The 22,316-nt window shown below is 47.4% G+C and carries 17 protein-coding genes; 11 read left to right on the top strand and 6 right to left on the bottom strand.

The window, feature by feature from the left end; genetic code table 11:
• Positions 1-99: 99 nt before the first annotated feature.
• From pflB to BIT28_RS08515, 3 genes are all read right to left on the bottom strand, one after another.
• Positions 100-2,376, bottom strand: coding sequence for a formate C-acetyltransferase (pflB, locus tag BIT28_RS08525; RefSeq protein ID WP_075763181.1), 2,277 nt, complete (start codon positions 2,374-2,376; stop codon positions 100-102).
• Positions 2,377-2,595: 219 nt separating this feature from the next.
• The gene (locus BIT28_RS08520; protein WP_075763180.1) at positions 2,596-4,110 is read right to left on the bottom strand and encodes a DUF3360 family protein; all 1,515 of its coding nucleotides are present in this window, start codon (positions 4,108-4,110) and stop codon (positions 2,596-2,598) included.
• A gap of 549 nt (positions 4,111-4,659) precedes the next feature.
• Positions 4,660-6,447 (bottom strand): methyl-accepting chemotaxis protein, encoded by a 1,788-nt coding sequence (locus BIT28_RS08515; protein WP_245823668.1) that lies wholly within the window; start codon positions 6,445-6,447, stop codon positions 4,660-4,662.
• Between the two features lie 835 nt (positions 6,448-7,282).
• On the opposite strand from BIT28_RS08515, the gene BIT28_RS08510 reads away from it, so the two are divergent.
• From BIT28_RS08510 to BIT28_RS08500, 3 genes are all read left to right on the top strand, one after another.
• A complete protein-coding gene (locus BIT28_RS08510; protein ID WP_075763178.1) occupies positions 7,283-8,638 on the top strand; it encodes a M20 family metallopeptidase in 1,356 nt (451 codons plus the stop codon).
• The gene (locus tag BIT28_RS08505; RefSeq protein WP_075763177.1) at positions 8,635-10,116 is read left to right on the top strand and encodes a YfcC family protein; all 1,482 of its coding nucleotides are present in this window, start codon (positions 8,635-8,637) and stop codon (positions 10,114-10,116) included. The genes BIT28_RS08510 and BIT28_RS08505 overlap by 4 nt, the downstream gene beginning before the upstream one ends.
• Before the next feature lie 187 nt (positions 10,117-10,303).
• Positions 10,304-10,612, top strand: coding sequence for an ArsR/SmtB family transcription factor (locus BIT28_RS08500; RefSeq protein ID WP_075763176.1), 309 nt, complete (start codon positions 10,304-10,306; stop codon positions 10,610-10,612).
• A 13-nt stretch (positions 10,613-10,625) separates the two neighbouring features.
• On the opposite strand, the gene BIT28_RS08495 is transcribed toward BIT28_RS08500, so the two are convergent.
• Entirely contained in the window at positions 10,626-12,233 is a 1,608-nt protein-coding gene (locus BIT28_RS08495; RefSeq protein ID WP_245823667.1) for an ABC transporter substrate-binding protein, read from the bottom strand.
• A 404-nt stretch (positions 12,234-12,637) separates the two neighbouring features.
• Between BIT28_RS08495 and BIT28_RS08490 the strand changes: the two genes are divergently transcribed.
• The 4 genes from BIT28_RS08490 to BIT28_RS08475 all read left to right on the top strand — a co-directional run bounded on the left by BIT28_RS08490 (position 12,638) and on the right by BIT28_RS08475 (position 15,866).
• Positions 12,638-13,408 carry an ABC transporter ATP-binding protein gene (locus BIT28_RS08490; protein ID WP_075763174.1) on the top strand — a complete coding sequence of 257 codons (771 nt, stop codon included), beginning with the start codon at positions 12,638-12,640 and terminating at the stop codon, positions 13,406-13,408.
• Between the two features lie 83 nt (positions 13,409-13,491).
• A complete protein-coding gene (locus BIT28_RS08485; RefSeq protein ID WP_075763173.1) occupies positions 13,492-14,268 on the top strand; it encodes an ABC transporter substrate-binding protein in 777 nt (258 codons plus the stop codon).
• Between the two features lie 176 nt (positions 14,269-14,444).
• On the top strand, positions 14,445-15,185 hold the full coding sequence (locus BIT28_RS08480) for an ABC transporter permease (protein ID WP_075763172.1): 741 nt from the start codon (positions 14,445-14,447) through the stop codon (positions 15,183-15,185).
• A 3-nt stretch (positions 15,186-15,188) separates the two neighbouring features.
• Positions 15,189-15,866 (top strand): ABC transporter permease, encoded by a 678-nt coding sequence (locus BIT28_RS08475; protein ID WP_075763171.1) that lies wholly within the window; start codon positions 15,189-15,191, stop codon positions 15,864-15,866.
• A 111-nt stretch (positions 15,867-15,977) separates the two neighbouring features.
• On the opposite strand, the gene xthA is transcribed toward BIT28_RS08475, so the two are convergent.
• Complete coding sequence (xthA, locus tag BIT28_RS08470) at positions 15,978-16,784, bottom strand: exodeoxyribonuclease III (protein ID WP_075763170.1); 807 nt, start codon at positions 16,782-16,784, stop codon at positions 15,978-15,980.
• 212 nt (positions 16,785-16,996) lie between these two features.
• Here xthA and BIT28_RS30265 point away from each other — a divergent pair, with 212 nt between their 5' ends.
• The 4 genes from BIT28_RS30265 to BIT28_RS08455 all read left to right on the top strand — a co-directional run bounded on the left by BIT28_RS30265 (position 16,997) and on the right by BIT28_RS08455 (position 20,312).
• On the top strand, positions 16,997-17,122 hold the full coding sequence (locus BIT28_RS30265) for a helix-turn-helix domain-containing protein (RefSeq protein ID WP_342743764.1): 126 nt from the start codon (positions 16,997-16,999) through the stop codon (positions 17,120-17,122).
• Positions 17,119-17,910, top strand: a complete 792-nt coding sequence (locus BIT28_RS08465; RefSeq protein ID WP_342743763.1) for a LysR family transcriptional regulator — start codon at positions 17,119-17,121, stop codon at positions 17,908-17,910. The genes BIT28_RS30265 and BIT28_RS08465 overlap by 4 nt, the downstream gene beginning before the upstream one ends.
• Positions 17,911-18,136: 226 nt before the next feature.
• Entirely contained in the window at positions 18,137-19,216 is a 1,080-nt protein-coding gene (locus tag BIT28_RS08460) for a type III PLP-dependent enzyme domain-containing protein (RefSeq protein ID WP_075763169.1), read from the top strand.
• 133 nt (positions 19,217-19,349) lie between these two features.
• Positions 19,350-20,312: a glutathione S-transferase family protein gene (locus tag BIT28_RS08455; RefSeq protein ID WP_075763168.1), complete on the top strand. Its 963-nt coding sequence runs from the start codon at positions 19,350-19,352 to the stop codon at positions 20,310-20,312.
• Positions 20,313-20,335: 23 nt separating this feature from the next.
• Here BIT28_RS08455 and BIT28_RS08450 read toward each other — a convergent pair whose 3' ends face one another.
• Complete coding sequence (locus BIT28_RS08450; protein ID WP_075763167.1) at positions 20,336-22,066, bottom strand: response regulator; 1,731 nt, start codon at positions 22,064-22,066, stop codon at positions 20,336-20,338.
• Positions 22,067-22,316: the final 250 nt, after the last annotated feature.

Here is a 22,316-nt window from a genome sequence, read left to right as displayed (position 1 = left end):
GGAGTGTCATTTTTCGCAGATATAAAAAAACCGACCAAAAGGTCGGTTTTTATTACTTACCTGCTAGCGAACCAGCAGATGAGCATTACTGGCTCTCAATTATAGAGATTCAGTGAAAGTACGCGCGATAACGTCTTTCTGCTGTTCTGCAGTCAGAGAGTTGAAACGCACAGCGTAGCCCGATACACGGATAGTTAGCTGTGGGTACTTCTCTGGGTGCTTAACTGCGTCTTCTAGAGTTTCGCGGTTAAGAACGTTAACGTTCAGGTGCTGACCGCCTTCGATGCCGGCTTCGTGGTGGAAGTAACCATCCATTAGGCCTGCAAGGTTAGCTTTCTGAGTCTCAGCTTCTTTACCTAGCGCGTTAGGAACGATAGAGAAAGTGTAAGAGATACCATCTTTCGCATCAGCAAACGGCAGTTTACCAACAGAAGTCAGAGATGCTACCGCACCTTTTTCATCACGACCGTGCATTGGGTTTGCACCCGGTGCGAAAGGAGCACCAGCTTTACGGCCGTCAGGTGTAGTACCAGTCTTCTTACCGTATACCACGTTAGATGTGATAGTCAGGATAGACTGAGTTGGGATTGCGTTACGGTAAGTGTTCAGCTTACGGATCTTGTTCATGAACGTTGTAACAAGTTCACAAGCGATGTCATCAACGCGTGCGTCGTTGTTACCGAACTTAGGATAGTCACCTTCGATTTCGAAATCGATCGCGATACCGTCTTCGTCACGTACAGGTTTAACTGTTGCGTACTTGATTGCAGACAGTGAGTCAGCAGCAACAGACAGACCAGCAATACCACAAGCCATTGTACGAATAACATCACGGTCATGAAGAGCCATTAGTGATGCTTCGTAGCTGTACTTGTCGTGCATGAAGTGGATGCTGTTTAGCGCAGTCACGTACTGCTTAGCTAGCCAGTCCATGAAGTGATCCATGCGTTCCATTAGATCGTCATAGCTCAGCACTTCATCAGTGATCTTGTCCATCTTAGGACCAACCTGGATCTTCAGCTTCTCATCCACACCACCGTTGATGGTGTAAAGCATAGTTTTCGCCAGGTTCGCACGCGCGCCGAAGAACTGCATTTGCTTACCAACAACCATTGGCGATACACAACAAGCGATCGCGTAGTCATCAGAGTTCATGTCAGGACGCATCAGGTCGTCGTTTTCGTACTGGATAGAAGAAGTATCGATAGATACTTTCGCACAGAACTTCTTGAAGCCTTCAGGTAGCTGCTCAGACCAAAGTACAGTGATGTTTGGCTCTGGAGAAGGACCCATGGTGTACAGGCTGTTTAGGAAACGGAAGTTTGTACGTGTTACCAGCGTACGACCGTCAAGGCTCATACCACCCATTGACTCTGTTGCCCAGATTGGGTCGCCAGAGAATAGCTCATCGTACTCAGGCGTACGTAGGAAGCGAACCATACGTAGCTTCATTACGAAGTGGTCGATCATTTCCTGAGCTTGTTCTTCAGTGATCTTGCCAGCAGCAATATCACGCTCGATGAAGATATCCAGGAACGTAGAAGTACGGCCCAGAGACATAGCAGCACCGTTCTGTGACTTAACAGCAGCTAGGTAGCCGAAGTATGTCCACTGGATTGCTTCTTGTGCAGTTGTTGCAGGAGCAGAGATGTCGTAGCCGTATTTCGCTGCCATTTCTTTGATCTGGCCTAGCGCACGGTGCTGCTCAGCGATTTCTTCGCGAAGCTGCATAGTCATCTGTAGGTCTTCGCCATTCTCGAACTTCTCTTGTAGAGAAGAGAACTGAGCGAACTTGTCCTTCATTAGGAAGTCGATACCGTATAGTGCTACGCGACGGTAGTCACCGATGATACGACCACGGCCGTATGCATCTGGAAGACCAGTCAGAACACCAGACTTACGACATTTCATGATATCTGGCGTGTAGATATCGAAAACGCCCTGGTTGTGCGTCTTACGGTACTCAGAGTAAATCTTAGATACCATTGGATCTAGTTCACGACCGTATACTTTGCATGAACCCTCAACCATACGGATACCACCGTTAGGGATGATTGCACGCTTAAGCGGAGCGTCAGTCTGAAGACCTACGATAGTCTCTAGATCTTTGTTGATGTAACCTGCGTCGTGAGCAGTGATGGTAGAGATAACAGAAGTATCGAAGTCAACAGGAGCGTGAGTGCTGTTTTCCTGCTTGATACCTTCCATAACCTGATCCCAAAGCTTGTTAGTCGCTTCAGTACCTTCAGATACTAGGAAAGACTCATCACCTTCATACGGTGCGTAGTTTTTCTGGATGAAGTCGCGAACGTTTACTTCGTTCTGCCATTCGCCTGCAGCGAACCCTTCCCAAGCTTTAGCAAATTGCTCTGCCATGACATACCTACCTTTTTAGTAGAAAAAACACGTACTGGTTTAATCGCCGTTGAGCTCATCACCACCGGTTGATGGTGCACAGTACACTTTTATTAACAATAATACGGATAATCAACTCAAATCGAATCGTGTATCGTGATGATTTCATTATTCGTATTAACGCTATTTATTAATGCCCAAGTTAAGCTGGGGCAGCATAACATACTGCCCCAATTTTCATTATAGTAATGCCGGAATGCCGTATTTGCCTTCAAGCATACCAACTGCCAGCATCGCAATCAGACAGACAACCAATACACCGCCAGGGATGATAATTTTGTCTGCGAAAGATAGCTTCGATGCACGCTCTTTGTCACCGATAAGGCCGTTGTTATCCAGTAGCATAGTCAGTGCCCATGCCAGAACCGGGTTAACAACTGCAGCTGCAAAGATACAGATACCAGCAGATTGTGAATCTTTTGTTTCTTTAACCATCTGCACACCTGCTTCCAGCAGTGGCAGGAATACACCTACAAGTAGTGCTACACGCATTACTGGCGGCCATACAGCTACATCCATTGGGAAGCCCAGGATGGCGATGAACATAACCAGAAGACCCAGGATAATCGCACCACCAGGGATAGGACGCTTGGCGATAGCGGCCGGGATCATGTAGGTACCCCAAGATGATGTGATGTTACCACCACCCAGTGCTGTACCGACCATCTGGCGGATAGAACACATAGTCATAGTGTCATCAACATCCATCAGTACTTTGTCAGTACCGCGTGGGTAGTTAAGTTCCTGGAAAATACGGTGGCCCAGGAAGTCTGGTGACCACATAGCAACAGCCAGGATGGCAAACGGCAGTGATGCAATGAAGTGCTGCATAGTCGGCAGACCTAGCATCCAGCCTTCTTCTGTGCTGCCCCACCAGTACACAGGGTTCAGGTTAGGCAGACCCATTTCAGTTTCAAACTTAAGGTCGAAGCCGGCACCCAGAACCAGGGCTACAAGCAGGCCCGTAATGGCACAGGCAGGAATAGCCAGCCAACGCTTGTTGATACGAGCAAGGTAGGCATAAAGAACAATGTTGACGGCCAGTACAATCAGGCCGACATAGCCCATGCTGCCCGCTGCGATATCAGCTGACTGCAGGCCCGTCGCCCAGGTCTGGATTGAGCCGATCTGGCTCATGGTACCGGTGAAGCCAAGGAAAATCAGCAGGCCACCGGCGGTACCTTCCGAGGTCAGGTTCACCAGTTTGGAACCGCCTTTGAAGTAACTAAGCAGAAGACCGAATACACCAAGAAGGATAGCAAGAGCAAGAGGGTGGGCACCGGCCAGGGCGATAGCACCGATAAGTGGGATCATCGGACCGTGGTTACCGGCCAGGTTGGCGCGGGGGTTGATAAATCCGGATGCTAAGACACAGAAAAGAAGCGCAGGAAGCAGCATCTCTACACGAGCAACTTCGATAGCGAACTCTTTACCCAGATTGATGTGATCCCAGGCTTGAGTCAGGCCGTCGGCCCAAGACATCATTACCGCAGAGTACATCGCGATAATACCGATAGTACCGGCCAGGGCTGGGACTAAATCTTCTAGCTCAAAACGGAAGTCACGACCCGGCAGGTTCAGGCCGAAGCGGCGTGGCTTCATGATTTTCAGCTCATGATCAAGATAGTCAGAGCGACTTGAGAAGTCAGAGGCAGGGCGGTGCAGCTCCTGATAACTTCTTTCTTCAGATGACATAAGTGCCTCGTTCTACGTTTAAATAATTTTTGTATTTAGTGTATCTAACTTTGAGCGCGACCTGGAAATAACCCCTCAGGTGCAAGCTGTTCTATGTGTAATTATATTTCACCAAATTTTACTGAAGTGTACCGCTTGGCCCGATAAAGGGAATTGATCTCGATCACTACGCTTAAAAAAATGTAGGAAAAAAACCAAAAAAAATTGAGCGAGAAGTGCATTTGTTATGAAAAATGAAAGAGATTATATAACTAAAGTAAAACTGTGAACGAGGTCGCAAATAGCTTGTTCTGGTATAAGTTGTTGATTTTTAATGGTTTGATTTATAGCAGCCCATAATCTGTGTTCTACAGGGGAGTCTACACCAAAAGAGGCAGTAATGCGTGCATTTTATGACCAGAGTGATTGGGCTGTAAAAATAGTCATAAAAAAAAGCCAGCAATTGAGTTGCTGGCTTTTTTGGCGTCAAAGTTGCAATTTTGTAATAAAATTACTGATTGTTTGCTTTTTTAGTGACTAGCGGTGTTGTACGATGTCACTGGCACCCCTTTACCGCTGGGTGATTTGGAACTCACCCAGCTGGTTTTTCTGATTCTCAGCCAGCTGTGACAGGTGGCTGCTGGCCTCGGCCGTCTGGCTAATACCGGCCACGTTCTGGCTGATGATGTCATTAATCGTGGTGATATTGCGGGTAATATCGTCAATTGCCCGGCTTTGCTCGTCAACCGATGCGGTAACATCGCCGTTGACCTGACTAATATGCTCAAGCGCCTGGGTAATGGATTCAATCTGGTTACTGGTTTGTTCTGCAATTTCGCTGTTGGTTCTGACCTTGTTCAAGCTGTTGTTGACGGCATCGACAACGGCAGAGGACTTGTGTTGCAGCTGTTCGATGATAGTTTGGATCTGCTGGGTTGAGTCCTGGGTCTTGGCGGCAAGCACCCTGACTTCGTCGGCAACCACGGCAAACCCGCGACCACTTTCGCCAGCACGGGCGGCTTCGATTGCTGCGTTAAGTGCCAGTAGGTTGGTTTGCTCCGAAATTGAATCGATAACAGTGATGACCTCGCTGATCTTGATGCTCTGCTCGTTGAGATCGATAACCTGGGTCGACGTTTCATCGAGTTGCGTGGCTAAATCCTCGGTGAGCTGACGGGAGTGCAGGGCAATTTCGGTACTTTCGGCGCCCATTGCCAGAGCTTGCTGGGCACTTTCGTCGGCGGTCTTGGCATAACCGTCCACTTGGGTGGCGGCGGCAGACAGCTCAGTAACCGCGGCAGCAATTTGCTCCACCTGCTGTTGCTGCTCCCGGCCGTTGACTTCGCTTTGGGTCATGACTGCAGCAAGCTCTGTCGAGGAGGTAGCGACTTCGTCACTGACACCGCGCAGCGAGCGAATGGTAGCGGCAAGCTGAGAAATGGCATCATCAAGGCTGGCACCTAGCAGGCCAATTTCATTTTTTCCCTTGATGTTTGTCTGGACGTTAAGGTTGCCTTCTGCCAGTGCCTTGACGGCAAGATACAGTGATCCCATTACGCTGCTAATCGCGTTGGATAAGATGATACTGATCGTCAAGGCTAGTACGGTTGCAATAGCCGTTGCCGTTAACTGGCTTGTTGTCACCGAGGCTAATAGCTCAGTGGTTTTGTCCGATAACTCTTCAGTTTTTTGCAGCGAGGCCGTTGCCAGGGCGGTAATGATCTGGGTGTTGTTATCACCCAGCTCAATCATATGATTGGTCGTTGCCTGTTTGTCCTTCTGTAATTGGATAATCTCCAATAACTGGTGTTCCCAAAGCTGGGTATTTTTAATGACTGTTTGTGCTTCTGGCCAGTGCTTAAATTCATTCAGGTAAGCATTCAGTTTTTTTGTATATTCTAGTGTCGTCTGAGTATCTTGCTGGCTTTGTCCTTTTACCCCGACAGCAACATGGTAAAGCATCAAACCGGCAGTATCCGACATATCGGAGAGGTTCATTGTCCAACGGTCAATGTCTTCCATGCTTCTATTTTTGGCGATCAGTGCATCCGCGGCGGTAATATCCGTGGTGATCCAGCTGGTTGCATCATATAGTTTGATGATGTTCTGACGCTGGGCTCTGAGTTGCTCGGATGCCTGGACATATGATTTGTAGTTGCTGATAAAGTTATCCAGCGACTGCTTCGCCTGCCGGGTGAGTCCGCGATTGTCTGATTGCATCAGGGTGTTGTAGCTGCGCTGTACCTTGGCCAGATTGTCATTGTTGACTTGTACCATTTCATCAAGACGGTCATAAAACCCGAGCGCATAAATAGACTTCATGCGGCTGACATCTTGTAAATCCTGAAATTCTTTCATCGTGCTGTTAAAAGCAATAAAGTCGTTGACTTTATTTGTGTTTGCCTCAACTTCTGATAATAGATTTTGACTAATAATGATAGTAATAATAAAACATAGAACGGCAAAGGCTGACGATAACGAAAGCAGTATCCGCAAAGGAAGGTTTTTAATTGTATTTAGCATGTTTAATCAACGTCGAAAAGTGGCTTCATATGATAATGAAGCCAGTGATAGTAATTAGAATTATCGTTGCATATTGATATAAGATCGGAGTAAGCAACCGAGTTGCCATCATTATATATCCAGTGAGGTTAACTTAATAGACTTATTATATTTGTCTGTAAAGATGTCGTCATGAATAATAAAGTGTTGAAGTGTGATTGTTTGAAATAAAGCTTAATATTCTTATATATATTTTATTATGTGGCGGTAATTAATAAAGATAAAACCGAATAATCAATTAATCTTATTATTAAATATAAGAGCTTGCCTGCTGTTCATCTAGGTGTATTAAATCATTTCATTTGGCTACGCATTATTCCCTATAGCCTTTCAAGCCTGTTACATCTGTTCCGGTTCGGCATATAAAGATGCAGTGCAGGCACTATTTTGCTCTTTTCTGAGAGAAAACTCATCAGTGTTGTAAGTTAATGCTGACTTTTTGACCGTCATCCCATATTGAAATAGCACCAAGTGAAAGTAATCACAGTTCTCTTTTTCTCTCTGTAGCAGAATGAATTGGTCGGATGAGGGATTTTAAATACTTATCTCTGATAACTAATGATTATTCATTACTTTAGTCCAATATTTATCGAATATTCAGACTAAAATAGATGAGAAAATGAGGGGTACGATGAAAGCAACAATAGCATCAACTATAAACGCGATGCGTGATGACTATATTGCCGCAGTGAAGCGTTTAGTTGCCATTCCCAGTGTTTACCAGGATGACGATAGCGGTACGCCATTTGGTCAGCCTATCGATGATTGCCTGACGGAAACCCTGAACCTTTGTCATGAGCTGGGGTTTGCCATTTATAAAGACCATAAAGGCTATTACGGTTACGCTGAAATTGGTGACGGTGAGCAAATGATTGGTGTACTGGGGCACTTGGATGTTGTGCCTACCGGTGAACTATCAGCCTGGGATTCTGCCCCGTTTGAGCCGGAAATTCGTGATGGCAGACTTTATGGCCGCGGGACTCAGGACGATAAAGGTCCAACCCTGGCTGCCATCTTTGCTGTTAAAGCATTGATTGATAGCGGAATAAAATTAAATAAACGGATCCGGTTTATTTTTGGCACCGATGAAGAAACCTTGTGGCGCTGTATCGACCGCTATCTGGAAAAAGAAGAAGTGCCGCAGTGTGGCTTTACTCCTGATTCTGCGTTCCCGCTGATCCATGCGGAAAAAATGCTGATCCAGTCCTGGTTGCATGGCCCGGGTGATGAATTATTACAACTGGATTGTGGTGGTGCCCTGAATGCCGTTCCTGAGCTGGCGAAATATGAAGGGCCGCTTTGGGAAGAACTGGCAAGCAAGCTAGATGAGCTGGGCTTTGACTTTACAGCCGAAGATGCCGAGGTAACTGTATTTGGTAAAGCCGCGCACTCTGCGGCTGCTGATATCAAAGGGGTTAATGCCATTGCCCGTCTGTGTATGGCACTGAGTGAGCTTGGTGTGACGCATCCTGCGATACGGTTTGTGGCCGAGCAGGTTGGCCAGGATGCCAATGCCAAAGAGATTTTTGGACCGGTTGAAGATGTGAGCGGTCGGTTGACCTTCAATGTGGCTCAGCTATGTATTGACCCACAACATAGTAAGCTCGGTATTGATATCCGGGTGCCGGTGACCTTTAGCAAAGAGAATTTTGACAGCGATATGATGGCTGTCAGCGAGCAGTATGATCTTCAATATGAAGAGTTTGATGTGTTGCCATCTTTGTATATGCCGGCTGAAAGTCCGGTTATCCAGACCTTGATGGCAGCCTATCAGGAAGTAAGCGGTGATCTGGAAAGCCAGCCTATGACCTCCGGGGGAGCAACCTATGCGCGTGCTATCCCTAACTGTGTGGCCTTTGGGGCAATTTTTCCCGGTCGCGACAAAGTTGAGCACATGCCCAACGAGTACCTCATTATTGATGACATGCTTAAAGCGATGAACGTGTATGCAAATGCGATTTATCAATTGCAGGGAGTAGAGCTATGACAACAGCAACAGAGGCTGGCAAAGCGAAGAAATCCTTCAAGATGCCAACGGTTTACACCATTCTCTTTATTATTATTGCTCTGGTGGCATTGCTGACATGGATCATGCCGGCAGGCAAGTATGACTATATCGTCAACGGCACCGATCAGGTGATCCCGGCGGCGGAAGTGCTCGACTATGACGGTGGCGAAAGACTGTTGCCGATCCCAGGTTCCTACCAGGAACTGGAACCGTCACCACAGGGCTTTATTGACGTGCTGATGGCACCGATCAAGGGCTTCCACAAAGCCGTAGACGTTGCGCTGTTTGTCTTGGTAATTGGTGGTTTCCTGGCCGTTACCATGCGAACCGGTGCCATGGACTCCGGGGTGGCGGCGATTGTACGTAAGTTCCATGGTCGCGAGCAGATGATGATCCCGGTATTGATCAGCTTGTTCGCACTCGGTGGATCGACCTACGGTATGGCGGAAGAGACCGTGGCTTTCTGGGCGGTGATCTTGCCGGTAATGGCGGCGGCCGGCTACGACCGTATGGTGGCGGCGGGGATCATTCTGCTTGGCTCGGGAGTGGGCGTACTGGCCTCGACGGTTAACCCGTTTGCTACCGGTATTGCTTCAGGGTTTGCCGGCCTGCCAATTGGTGAGGGTATTGGTTTACGTGTGATCCAGCTGATCATCCTGATTGTACTGGCATCATGGTTTGTTATGCGCTACGCCTCCAAGGTCAAGGCAGACAAATCCCATTCAGTGCTGGCCGATATTGAGTTTAACGATGAGTTTTCTCACGTAAAAGAAGATACCGGCGAGTTTACCACCAAGCAGAAGCTGACAATGGGTGTGTTCTTCGGTGCCTTCCTGGTCATGATTTATGGCGTTATTCCTTGGGAAGACATGGGCATCACGGCTATTCCGACGCTGTGGTGGTGGTTTGATGAATTGTCGACCCTGTTCCTTGCATCAGCCATTTTGATCGCCCTGATCAACCGTATGTCTGAAGGTGACTTTATCAAAACCTTCCTTGAAGGGGCCAAAGATCTGATTGGCGTTGCGTTAGTGGTTGCCGTTGCCCGTGGTATCTATGTGGTGATGGATAACGGCGTGATCATCGACACCATTCTTAACTGGGCTGAAGGTGTGGTAACCGGTTTGTCATCGGGTGTGTTTGTTGTCGTGACATACTTTGTTCACATCGTATTGAGCTTCTTCATTCCTTCAACCTCTGGTCTGGCGACGGTTTCAATGCCGTTGATGGCACCATTGGCTGATTTCTCGGGTATCGGCCGTGATTTGATCATTACCGCCTACCAGTCTGCCAGTGGTTGGATCAATATCTTTGCCCCAACAGCTGGACACCTGGTTGCCGGTTTGGCTCTTGCCAAGATCCCGTACGAGCGCTTCCTGAAATGGGTAATGCCGTTTGTGATTATGGTACTGGCAGTGACTGTGGTAACGCTATTTGCCGGAGCTGCGATGGCTTAACGCTGTGTTTGACAGGTGGCATATTGGTCTGGGTTAACCTTGGGTTGAGGTGCCGAAAGTAGCAATTGAAGGCGAGTCCGATGTTAAGTCGGGCTCGCTTTTTTGCTTTATGGCCGGTTGAGACAAACACTAGGGCTGCTTTGTTATTTCTGATAATATCGAAATATAAAATCTGACGGAATTGAATATGGAACTAGAGATTGTTGCCAAGGCTTTGAAAGAGCTAGGTCATCCGACGCGTTTGCGGGTATATAAGCATTTAGTGAAATCAGGCTATAACGGCCTGCCTGTCGGTAAGTTGCAAGAAGAGCTGGATATTCCGGGCTCGACATTATCACACCATATTTCAGGGCTGGTGTCGGCCGGGCTTATCAAGCAACAACGTGACGGCAGAACCCTTTACTGCATCCCCCAGTACGACATGCTCGATGGGGTGGTGGGCTTTTTGCAAGATGAGTGTTGCAGCAGCCAGCCACCGGGAGACGAAAAGGAATAAACGCCCAATCGTGTTATGATTTTGGCCGCAGGGCGAGAACATGCAGCAGCCGTTCCGGGGTCTGTGGCCAGATAAGCGGGCTGGCAACCGGGTTGTTTTCGTCGAACCAGCCGGTGAAGCGCTGTGTGTTGTACTGATAAAACTGTACGGTATTGTAGAGCGGTACCGTTACTTGCTGACCGGCAATAATTTCGTTGAGCTCGCGAATAATGGCCAGCCGTTGGTGGGCGGTAGAGACGGTCGGAAATTGTGCCAGCAAGCTATCGACCTGGGCATTTTTATAGAAATGCATGGCATAGCGCGGGTAGTGCGGAGCCTGGTAACGGCTATTAAATGCCGTATCAAAGTATTTGAACGGGGTCGGGCCTTGCGGAAAGTTGGTCAGGGCCAAGGTATACTCACCACCTGTCAGGCGATCGACGAAGTGATTAAAATCTGCCTCGACCAATCGAATTTTCAATCCAACCTGTTCCAGCATTTCCGCCAACAGCAGGGCGGTGGTATTAAAGTCAGACCAGCCTCTTGGCGTCAGAAGCGTTAGCTCCAGCGTGCTGCCGGATGGCAGCTCTCGCCAGCCGTCATCATCCTTATCCTCGAGACCTAGCAATGACAGTTGCTCTTTTGCCAGTTCGGGGTTGTATGTCATATAGGGCAGGTATTTCTCTGTCGCAACCGGATCGGCCCAATGTTCAAAGCGCTGACTCATCCCCGAGGCGAATCTTGAGGGTACTCCCTGGCCAAAGGCGGCGATATTGATCAGTTGCTGGCGTTGTACCGACATTGATACTGCCCGGCGGAAATCGACTTCCTCAAAGACGGCTCTGATTTCCGGCTCCGCGGCCTTGAAGTTAAATAGCAGGCTGATAGGACTGGATGGCGGTAGCCAGTACTTAAAGTCCGGCGAGTAGGAGGCATATTGGCGCTCGATATCAGGAATAAACGATCCAGCCCAGTCGAACTCCCCCTTTGATATCCGCGCGATAAAGTCATCGTTATTGGTGATTTTGGGATAACGAAGGCAGTCGATGTGACGCTCTTTCGCCTGCCAGTAGAATGGGTTGCTGCATTGCAGATAACCTGCTTCGCTAAGTGATTCTATTTGGGTATAGGGGCCAGTACCCACAGGCGTGGCATTGGCATAGGTAACGGGATCGGGAACTTTTTCCCACTGATGCTTGGGAACAATTGGCAATAGCACCAGGTTATAGGCAACGAGTGCATTGGGATTTTTAAGTTTGAAATAGACCTTATGCGGGCCATGTTTTTTTACACTTTCTACCCATTGATTTATGCCATGTGAATCAAGTTCTGGATATTTTTGTGCTAGATAAAATGAAAAAACAACATCATCAGCGGTGAATGATTTTCCATCTGACCAGGATATTTTTTCTCTAAGAGTAAAAGTGATCCCTTTCAGATCAGAATCCAGTTGGTAACCTGTAGCAAGTCGGTATTCCGGCTTATTGTTTTGCAGGGTATTGAAAACAATGAGAGGCTCAAAGATAAACTCATGCGTCGTAGGCATGCTTGCCTTGGAGAACGGGTTAAAATTGGCAGTGATCTGATCGACGTAGGCCGGGACTACGGTAAGAACACTGCGATTTTCCTGCTCTTGGGCCAATACGCCTGCTTGACAGGAAAGCACTATCAAACCAACGAGTAACAGCCTAATGCTATAGTGAGTTACTTGATCAAAATAGGCTCTATACATATACCAACCCGGCCCGACTTACGCTATGACGATTTTATCGCAATAACCTACCTTAAGTTGGGGCTATTATCAAATCTCCAGATTGGGCTGATAAATGACTAATTATGCACACTATTTAACTGTTGATTCTTGAGGTTTTTAGGTTAACAAAATGTTGCCAATTGTGGTTCGTGGTGATACCTTCGATGAAGTGCTCGGAAAACAGACTATATCTCTATAACTGAATTCATGTGCCAGAAGGCTAAGAAACGGTCAGATGAGAGTTGTTAAAGAGCGTAATTTCCCGATTCACGGAGCAACAGGAGTTAGCGCGCATGGCAGATGTAGTGGCGCTTGATGTAAAGGAACTGCATAAGTCTTTTGGTCAGAACGAAGTCCTAAAAGGAATTTCGCTGACGGCTCACCGTGGCGATGTTATTTCAATTATTGGTTCTTCCGGTTCAGGGAAGAGTACATTTCTTCGCTGCATCAATTTATTGGAAACCCCGACTCAGGGTGAAATCTGGGTGAATGGCGAACTGATAAAAATGAAAAATAATCGCCGGGGAGAGTTTTTACCGGTGGACGAAAAACAGGTTCAGCGAATCCGCTCGCGGCTTGCGATGGTTTTTCAGGGGTTCAATCTGTGGTCGCATATGACAGTGCTGGGTAATGTCATTGAGGCTCCTATTCATGTGTTGGGGGTTCCCAAGGCCGAAGCTATCGAAAAGGCCGAGGAGTTGCTGAAAAAAGTAGGCCTGTACGAACGACGTAACTACTACCCGGGCCACCTTTCTGGCGGTCAGCAGCAGCGGGCAGCAATCGCAAGGGCGCTGGCAGTCGATCCGGAAGTCATGCTATTTGATGAGCCGACATCTGCTTTGGATCCGGAGCTGGTGGGCGAGGTACTGGGTGTTATGCAGGATTTGGCACAAGAGGGTAGAACCATGCTGGTGGTCACACATGAGATGGCATTTGCCCGTGATGTGTCTAACCAGGTGATGTTCTTGCATCAGGGATTGGTTGAAGAACAGGGGCATCCCGACAAATTATTTACCAACCCTGAATCAGAAAGGTTACAGCAGTTTATTTCTTCGATTTACTAAACTCAGTATTCGGTTTTTATATCACTGCGTCGGCTTCGTTTGGGGACAGGCCGGTTCAGGTGCAAACACAACAGGAGTAGAAGATGAAAAAATGGATTTTGGCAGCTGCCATGGTATCAGCACTTGGTGCAACATCGGTGCAGGCAAAGGACTGGAAGGTTGTACGTTTTGGTATCGAAGGTGCCTACCCTCCATTTAGCTGGACAGAGCCAAATGGTGAACTGAAAGGCTTTGATGTTGATATGGCCAACGCGCTTTGTAAGGAACTGCAGGCAAAATGTAAGATCGTTGCCCAGGACTGGGACGGCATCATTCCTTCGCTGCTAGCCCGTAAATATGACGCAATTATTGCGGCGATGTCGATTACCGAAGAGCGCAAAAAGAAAGTTGACTTCACTGGCAAGTACGCCCTTATTCCAAACAAGTTTGTAGCCAGGAAGGGAACGGATATTGAGTTTACCAAAGAGGGACTCAAAGGCGTGAAGGTGGGTGTTCAGCGTGCAACAACTCACGATAAATACCTGACAGACAACTATGGTGGCTCTGTTTCTATTGTACGTTACGGCTCTTTCGATGATGCGTACCTGGATCTTAAGGCTGGTCGAATTGCGACAATTCTTGGTGATGCCTCGGCGCTTGAGGAAGGCCTGCTGAACAAGAGCGGTGGTGATGGCTATGAGTTTATCGGCCCGTCACTGACTGATCCTAAGTGGTTTGGCGACGGCTTCGGTATTGCTGTGCGTAAGCAAGACAAAGATCTAACCAAGCAACTTGATCAGGCTATCAAGTCACTGCGTGAAAAAGGTATCTACCAGGAAATCGCCGCGAAATACTTCGCTTACGATGTCTACGGTCAGTAAGAGTTAAGAGCGGAGGCAAGCACTCAGAATCCAGTTTCTGGCAAAGAGCCGAAAGCGGACTATGCTCTCAAGAATCGAAGATGGCCTGATGTCGTCTTCGTGGCCTGGGGGCATATGTCCGGAAGCTGGAAGAGAGCGCCTCCTGCTTTCCCTTTGCAGTATAAAGGAGCAACCTTTTGTTAGATTTAAAAGGATATGAATGGTCGCTGGTCGAAGGGGCATGGATTACCCTGCAGGTAGCTTTGCTATCGTTAGTACTGGCGATGATCTTAGGTATGCTGGGCGCCTTGGCGAAGCTTTCTCCGTATCGCTGGGCAAGGGCCATTGCCACCGTTTATACCACAGTGATCCGTGGGATCCCTGATTTGGTACTGATGATGCTGATTTTCTTCGGCGGACAGATGCTGCTAAATGACAGTCTGTACAGCATTAACGAATGGCTCAATAATTACTTCTCTTCATCGGATCCGAACCATGAATGGACGGATTACCTACCTGATTATGTTGAGATCAGCCCGTTTGTCGCCGGTATCCTGACAATTGGTTTTATCTTCGGTGCCTATATGGCTGAAACCTTCCGCGGGGCGATTCTATCGGTCGACAAAGGTGAGCTTGAAGCCGGTAAAGCCTACGGCATGAGTGGGTTCCTGTCTTTCCGCCGCATTTTGTTGCCACAGATGATCCGCCATGCCCTGCCGGGTTTTGGTAACAACTGGCTGGTATTGCTCAAAACGACAGCCCTGGTATCGATCATCGGTTTGGATGACATGGTGCGAAAAGGGGCGTTGGCTGCAGGAACAACCCAGATGCCATTTACCTTCTATATGACGGTTGCTGTTATTTTTCTTATCTTTACCTCTTTTTCCACCACGGCACTTAAGTGGGTAGAGCGTAAATTCAGTATTCATGCGAGGTAAGTGATGGACTTTAGTATTCTTATCGAGAGCTGGCCACTTTACCTCGAAGGCTTCTATACCACGGTATGGATGGTGTTTGTTGCCCTGATTATCGGACTGCTCATTGCGATTCCGATTGGGATTGCCAGAAATAGCAAACTGCCTGTCGTGTCCGGGCCGGCATGGGCGTTTATTTACTTTTTCCGCGGTACACCGTTGCTGATCCAGTTGTACCTGATCTATTACGGATTAAGTCAGTTGATTGTGGTACAGGATACCCTGTGGCAGGAAGCCTGGTTCTGTGCGCTGGTGGCTTTTGTTCTGAATACGGCGGCCTATACCGCTGAAATCATTCGGGGCGCGATCAATAGTATGCCTAAAGGCGAGATAGAAGCGGCGAAGGCATACGGAATGAGCACGCCGCAGGCGTTTCGCCGAGTGATACTACCCAGCTCTTTGCGACGTGCGCTGCCTGCCTACAGTAACGAAGTGATCTTTATGGTCCATGGCTCGGCTGTCGCCGGCATTGTAACTATCGTTGATCTGACCGGGGCCGCCCGAATTGTTAACTCGCGCTACTATGCGCCGTTTGAGTCTTTCTTGTTTGCGGGTCTGTGCTATATGGTGCTGACATTTATCATTATCTGGGGCTTCAGGAAGCTGGAAGGCCACTGGATGAAGCATCTGCGCCCGCTGACTTGATGGATATCGCATTGGTATAGAATAGAGTTGCCTGCTGATAAGACAAGAAAGCCCAGATTTCTGGGCTTTTTGTTTTATAGCGGTGACTCTTGGTGTAACGAATGCTTGTAATTACTCGAAGGTCGACCAAATTGGCGCATGATCAGACGGTTTTTCGATTCCGCGTAGCTCGTAGTCGATCCCTGCTTCGACACAGCGCTCTGCCAGTGACGGGGTAGCCAGTACCACATCAATACGCAGGCCACGGTTATCGACAAACCCTTTGGAGCGGTAGTCAAACCACGAGAACTTGTCGTCAACATCTGGGTGAAGCTGGCGGAAGGTGTCGACAAACCCCCAGTCCATTAATGTTTTCAACCACTCGCGTTCAATTGGTTGGAAAGAACATTTTCCTGTTTTCAGCCAGCGCTTGGCATTGGCAGGTCCGATACCGATATCCAGGTCGATAGGGCTGATGTTGATATCACCCATAACAATCACTTCTTCTTCATTGTTGTGGTAATCGTTCAGGTAACCCATCAGATCGGCATAGAATTTTTCTTTCGCCGGAAACTTGGTCTCGTGGCTGATATTATCGCCTTGCGGGAAATAGCCATTGAGGACGGTGACTTTCTTGCCGTTGGCCTGCTCGAAGGTTGCCATAATCATACGGCGTTGCGCATCCTCGTCATCGGTCGGGAAGCCTTTTTTCACCTCGACAGGCTCTTGTTTGCAAAGCATAGCAACACCGTAGTGCGCCTTTTGGCCGTGGTGGTAGACTTTGTAGCCCATCGCCTCGACATCCTCGAGCGGGAAGGCTTCGTCGTGAACTTTGATTTCCTGAAGGCCGATCACGTCAGGCTGATGTTTGTCGATCAGAGCCTGAAGCTGGTGAAGGCGAGCCCGGAGGCCATTGATGTTGAATGAGATGACTTTCATTTTAATTATTCCCAAATATTATCAGGCTGTTAACTGGCATTTGTTGGATTTTATCATACAACCGAGGAGGCGGTGAAAGAACTCTTGTTGGTCGCGGGTTTAATATTGGGGAAATAGATGGAGCTAAATGTTTTGAGACAAGCAAGTTCTTACTGTTAATATATTTACAGGTGTGATAATTTTCATTCATCTATTTATCAAGCCTAACAAAAATGAAACCAATAGATGATATCGATATTCGGTTGCTAAAGCTGTTTTTGGCAATTGCCGATAGTGGTGGTTTTTCTGCAGCTCAATATCAATTAAATATGCACCAATCTAGCATAAGTAAAAAATGAGTGATTTGGAAACGCGATTGGGAATGACACTATGCCAACGCGGAAGAGGGGGGTTTAATTTAACAGCTGATGGTTTAAAGGTGTATGAAGCCAGTAGGAAACTTTTTGAGCATATCAATGATTTTCAATGTAAAATTAATGATATACGTAATATATCAAGTGGAAATATTCAGATAGGTTTAACCGATAATCTGGCCACAAATAATCATTGCCACATTCAGACTGCGATCAGTGAGTTTTGTAAAAGATATTCAAAAGTAAATATCAATACCCATATATTTGATACGACAATGATCGAAACAAACTTGTTAGACAGTAAGTTTGATGTTGGTATTACATCACCAGAAGTGTTTAAAAGTGGCCTCAAGTATATTTATATTTTTAATGAGCAACAGTATTTATATTGCACCCCTTTGCATCCTATCCTGAGTTTGGGGCGGACAGTGACTGCTGATGATATCCTGGCTCACCCTGTTGTTGACCGTGGTCTGGCCCACCCGGTAACACCGTTGAATCACATTAAAGAGCAGGCTTATAAATCGAAAACGACGAACATGGAAGCAACAGCACATATGATTCTCTCAGGGCATTTTATTGGTTATCTTCCAGAGCATTATGCTCAAATATGGATAGAACGTCAGAAAATGGTAAAAATACCGATAACTCCCGAATTGGAATATAAGCCAAATTTTTATTTGACGATGAATGAGCAGCAAGATTTGTCCTGTGCAGCGAAAGCCTTGGTTTCTGCTATCAAAGAGGCTCATAGTGTTAATATCGACAGTTAATTAACATTAACAGTAACAAGTGTTATTGTTGGCTTAATATTTTGTGGTGATAATATTAAACTGGTTGTACTTTTAATAAGGCATATATAATAGTAATGTCTTGGTTAGGCGTCTTTTCCTTACTTTATTAAAAAGCCAAGTGAATATAATAAAATAGCTATTTTATATTGGTGCTAAATAGATATAACTACGCTCTCTTCGATGCAGTTATTTTGAGGCTCCACTTATGCAACACCCTTCTTTATCGTTCGACCTTCGTGTAATTGAAGATAATGCCCGGATATTGGGACGTCTTTGCTGCGATAAAGGAGTTATTCCCGTTGGGATTTCCAAGCTAATAGCAGGTACGAAGCCTATCGTACGTGCGATGATACTAGGCGGTATCCAAACGATTGGGGATACACAGCTGCAAAACCTGATGAAGCTCGCCGATCTTCCTTTGCGGAAAATGTTGCTACGAAGAGTGTTGTTGTCGGATGTTGCAGATGTTGTTGAGTATACAGATATTTCTTTGCATACCAATGGCGTCGTACTTGAGGCGTTGTCGAGGGCGGCTGTCGCGTCCAACAAGACTCATGAGGTTATTCTTATCCATAACTTCGACAGTTTGCCTGATACTCCGGCTAATGGCTTCGGTACGGAAATACTGGTCGAGCAAGTGTTGAGGCTACCGGGCCTGACGTTTGGCGGAATCTGCAGCCAGCTGGCATGTTATGAAGACTATGAAAGGGGCGTGGTGGAAACCGGATGCACAACCGACGATTCGTCTTATTCGATCTGCTCTGCTGACTTTGCAGGCAGCCATAGTGTCGAGAGCCTGTCCGGGGCCGACATTGCAGGCGTTGTACTCAGGATGCCTGAAAAAAACAGCTCGCCCAGCCTGACCCAGTTACGTATGGGGAGTGCTTTAATCATGGGGCTCGGTTTAAATACGACCTTAATCCCTGATATGCCCCAGTCCGCAATCAGCCTTGAGGCAGAAATCGTTGATATAAAAGAAAAGTCTTCTGTTTACATGTACTCCGTTTATGCAGAGCAGCCTAATCACGAGTTGCAGTTCAACGAACGCGGATTCAGGTTAAGGGCCCTGTGTGCTATCGGGAAGCGAGATGTCGATGTCCGACAGCTAACGCCTGCTGATGATGGCATTGTGATTATCGGGGCTACGGATAAGGTGTTAATTCTTGATATCACTGATGCCAATACCTGCTATAAAATTGGTGAGCCCCTGCAATTTCATCTTTCATACCAGGGTGTACTGCAATGTATAGCCTCGGAGGCGGTTTCTAAACACTATTGGTGTTAGACCTGTATCGGCCTGTGGCTAGCCACGACCGTTCATTCAGAAACTTCGAACAATATCATCAAACCTTTGATGCCGATCTTCATTAAAGAAGCGCTTATACTCAAAGCCAATTAATCGATGTGAGGTGGTTGTGATGGGTAAGCTGGTAAACGGAGTGTGGCAGGATGTCTGGTATGACACCAAATCAAGTGACGGTGAGTTTGTGCGTGAAGATGCTGGTTTTCGCCATTGGCTAACGGCCGATGGCAGTAATGGACCAGAAGGGCAGCAGGGCTTCAAGGCTGAATCTGGACGTTATCACCTTTTTGTGTCGTTGGCCTGTCCCTGGGCGCACCGAACCTTGATATTCCGTCATCTTAAAGGATTGGAGCCACATATCGATGTGACGGTGGTGAGCCCGGATATGGGGGAGCAAGGCTGGGTATTCAGTGAGCCCGAGCCGTTGTATGGCTTTCAACATATGCACCAGCTCTATACCAAAGCCAAGTCGGATTATACTGGCCGGGTAACGGTTCCCGTATTATGGGACAAACAAACCCACACCATTGTCAGCAATGAGTCGTCAGAGATCATCCGGATGTTTAACTCGGCATTCAATGGCATCACTGGCAACCATGATGATTATTATCCGCAGGCATTGCATGCCGATATCAATGAGTGGAATGATTATATCTATCCAACCATCAACAACGGTGTATACCGCTGCGGCTTTGCGACCACGCAGGAAGCCTATGAGGCTGCATTTGCAGAGCTGTTTGCAGCGCTAGATAAGGTGGAAAATCACCTGGCAGGGAATCGCTACCTTGTTGGTGATACATTGTCAGAAGCAGACTGGCGCTTGTTTACAACCTTGGTGCGTTTTGATGCCGTCTATGTTGGCCATTTTAAATGTAACCTCAGACGGATTGCTGATTACCCGAATATTCAAGGTTATCTCAAAGAGCTATATCAATATTCAGAAGTGGCGAAAACGGTGGACTTTAACCACATCAAACGTCATTACTATTTTAGTCATACCATGATCAATCCGACTGGCGTTGTTCCGCTAGGACCTGAACTGGACTTGCTGTCTTCTCATGGTCGCGATCAACTGTAATTCCTTCGTACTCTCGTGCCAGACTAGCTGGCAAGTGGCGTCTGGCTACTGGCGGGTAGGTAGTGGCTGACTCTCTTCCTGTAAGCCAGTGCAAGGCGCATCTGGCGAGGGGGTTGTTGCGGTTCACTCATCAGACTCAGCACATTATCGCGCCATTGTGCCAGATCATCCGGTAATGGCATGGTAGAAACTGCTTTCAGGCTTTGCCGAACCTTGGTCTCATCAAACTGCTTCAGGAGATACAGGCACTGCAGCCGCCCAATGTGTGCTTCACTGCAGTAGGGGTAATCAATGAGAATTTGTTCGTAGAGAAGCAGGGCCTGGTCTGCCTGATGAATATCAAGTTGCTGATAGCAATGGGCGAGGGTGCTTTCGAGATTTCTTACTGACTGTATCATTGCTTCATTGCTTCTCAGAGCGTCAAGGCGGTTTTGGCTATGGCCGTCAAACTGATCGCGTAGTTTCAGGGCGCGGTTTATCTCGCCAATCAGCTTTGTTTCGCCAAGGCTAACCAAGGCGGGCAGTACATCGGCCAGAATCACCGAGGGCAGCTTGGTAATAGAATCGAAGTAGGTCGACAAACCGAGCATGAGTCGCCGCTTGGCCTTGAGGGGCTGTTCTTGAGCCAGGTAGAGTCTGGCAAGCGTAATATGACCAAAGCAATCCAGGAAGGGTTGCTGAATAGGCAGTAGCCTTGAATGGGCACGATGGTGGATCGCTTTCAGTTCTTGCCGAAGAAGTCTGCGGCCTTTATTTGACGATTGAGCAAAGTAAAGCTGTTCAAAAATAGCGGTAAATTCGGCAAAGCGAATAATCCAGCCGATATCAATAATGGGTAGCCGTGAGGCAAGTGTCTTCCCTGCGGTAATAAGGTTCTCAGATTTATTCAGATCGGCGGCCAGTTGTGCAACTCTCAGTGCCCGGTGACTGATGCTCGGGGTGAAGCCCAAGGCTGTTTCGGCTGTCGTGAGCGCTTCGTAATAGTGTTGGCCCTCTTCCTGGTAATGAGACAGGCAGTCGTAGGCATCCATGATAAGCGGAGAGCGTTTAATAAGCTGCTCAAGTACCGCAATAGCATCGGCTAGCATGCCCTTATGGTGCAGAAGGCGAGCTTCAATCAGGGAAATCTGATGAGTAGGGTTGTCTCGTTTTAAAATAGTGGTAACCCGTTCTGCCTGTTCCCATTGCCCGGATTCTATAAGCAAATCTAACAATAAAGCTTCAATTCGATGGTTATGCCCTTGCTCTCTCAACCGCTTTTTGCACAGTTCGATGGCCTCATTGATCCCATGTACCTCCAGCGCTTCGTAAACCGGTTTGCGCTCGATGCAGGCTGCACGCACTTCAGCCAGTTTCTTCTTGAGCCCTGACAGGGTAACGGGTTTGGTCATAAAGCTGTCGGGCTCAACCGCCATCGAGGTCAAAATTACCTCGGTAGAGGCATCACCGGAGAGCATTATTATGCCGCAATCTGCCGAGATATATTTACGCTTTCTCAGCAAACAGAGCAGTTCAAAGCCATTGAGGATCGCATCAAGATGGTAGTCGGTTAGCAGCAGGTCGTAATGGTGCTTTTTACAGCTTTCGATAGCTTGTTGATGGGTGAGCGAGACGTCGATATTGCGAAGGCCAAGGTTATTCAGCAGGCTTTTTAACATGGCCGCAGCGGTACGCTGATCATCAATAATCAGAACTCTTAACTTACTGAAGTCAATATCAATTGACTGAGAATTGCTGCTCAGGATCTGGGCCATTACACACCCTTGCGTTAGCATTAAATATGCACTTGGTTTTACCTTAGCGTGATTTGTTGAATCGGCATAGTCTCAAAAAAGAGATTCTTGTTAAATGGTAGTCTTTTTTTGAGCTAATCAGGCAAAAAAACAGCACAAAAAAAGCCAGCTGCTTGCGCAGCTGGCTTATAAATGATGGTGGAGGGAGATGGATTCGAACCATCGAAGGCGGAGCCGTCAGATTTACAGTCTGATCCCTTTGGCCACTCGG

The sequence above is a fragment of the Photobacterium proteolyticum genome (assembly GCF_001939735.1).
In the GTDB taxonomy this organism is placed as follows: Bacteria; Pseudomonadota; Gammaproteobacteria; order Enterobacterales; family Vibrionaceae; genus Photobacterium; species Photobacterium proteolyticum.
Note: the sequence above shows the minus strand (reverse complement) of the source record. Positions and strands in the feature narration are given on the sequence as shown.

Excerpts from the sequence above, each read along its gene's own strand:
- pflB (WP_075763181.1), bottom strand. The coding sequence starts at position 2,376 with ATGGCAGAGCAATTTGCTAAAGCTTGGGAAGGGTTCGCTGCAGGCGAA.
- BIT28_RS08485 (WP_075763173.1), top strand. The coding sequence starts at position 13,492 with ATGAAAAAATGGATTTTGGCAGCTGCCATGGTATCAGCACTTGGTGCA.
- xthA (WP_075763170.1), bottom strand. The coding sequence starts at position 16,784 with ATGAAAGTCATCTCATTCAACATCAATGGCCTCCGGGCTCGCCTTCAC.
- BIT28_RS08510 (WP_075763178.1), top strand. The coding sequence starts at position 7,283 with ATGAAAGCAACAATAGCATCAACTATAAACGCGATGCGTGATGACTAT.
- BIT28_RS30265 (WP_342743764.1), top strand. The coding sequence starts at position 16,997 with ATGAAACCAATAGATGATATCGATATTCGGTTGCTAAAGCTGTTTTTG.
- BIT28_RS08460 (WP_075763169.1), top strand. The coding sequence starts at position 18,137 with ATGCAACACCCTTCTTTATCGTTCGACCTTCGTGTAATTGAAGATAAT.
- BIT28_RS08455 (WP_075763168.1), top strand. The coding sequence starts at position 19,350 with ATGGGTAAGCTGGTAAACGGAGTGTGGCAGGATGTCTGGTATGACACC.
- BIT28_RS08505 (WP_075763177.1), top strand. The coding sequence starts at position 8,635 with ATGACAACAGCAACAGAGGCTGGCAAAGCGAAGAAATCCTTCAAGATG.
- BIT28_RS08520 (WP_075763180.1), bottom strand. The coding sequence starts at position 4,110 with ATGTCATCTGAAGAAAGAAGTTATCAGGAGCTGCACCGCCCTGCCTCT.
- BIT28_RS08500 (WP_075763176.1), top strand. The coding sequence starts at position 10,304 with ATGGAACTAGAGATTGTTGCCAAGGCTTTGAAAGAGCTAGGTCATCCG.
- BIT28_RS08450 (WP_075763167.1), bottom strand. The coding sequence starts at position 22,066 with ATGGCCCAGATCCTGAGCAGCAATTCTCAGTCAATTGATATTGACTTC.
- BIT28_RS08515 (WP_245823668.1), bottom strand. The coding sequence starts at position 6,447 with ATGAAAGAATTTCAGGATTTACAAGATGTCAGCCGCATGAAGTCTATT.
- BIT28_RS08475 (WP_075763171.1), top strand. The coding sequence starts at position 15,189 with ATGGACTTTAGTATTCTTATCGAGAGCTGGCCACTTTACCTCGAAGGC.
- BIT28_RS08465 (WP_342743763.1), top strand. The coding sequence starts at position 17,119 with ATGAGTGATTTGGAAACGCGATTGGGAATGACACTATGCCAACGCGGA.
- BIT28_RS08490 (WP_075763174.1), top strand. The coding sequence starts at position 12,638 with ATGGCAGATGTAGTGGCGCTTGATGTAAAGGAACTGCATAAGTCTTTT.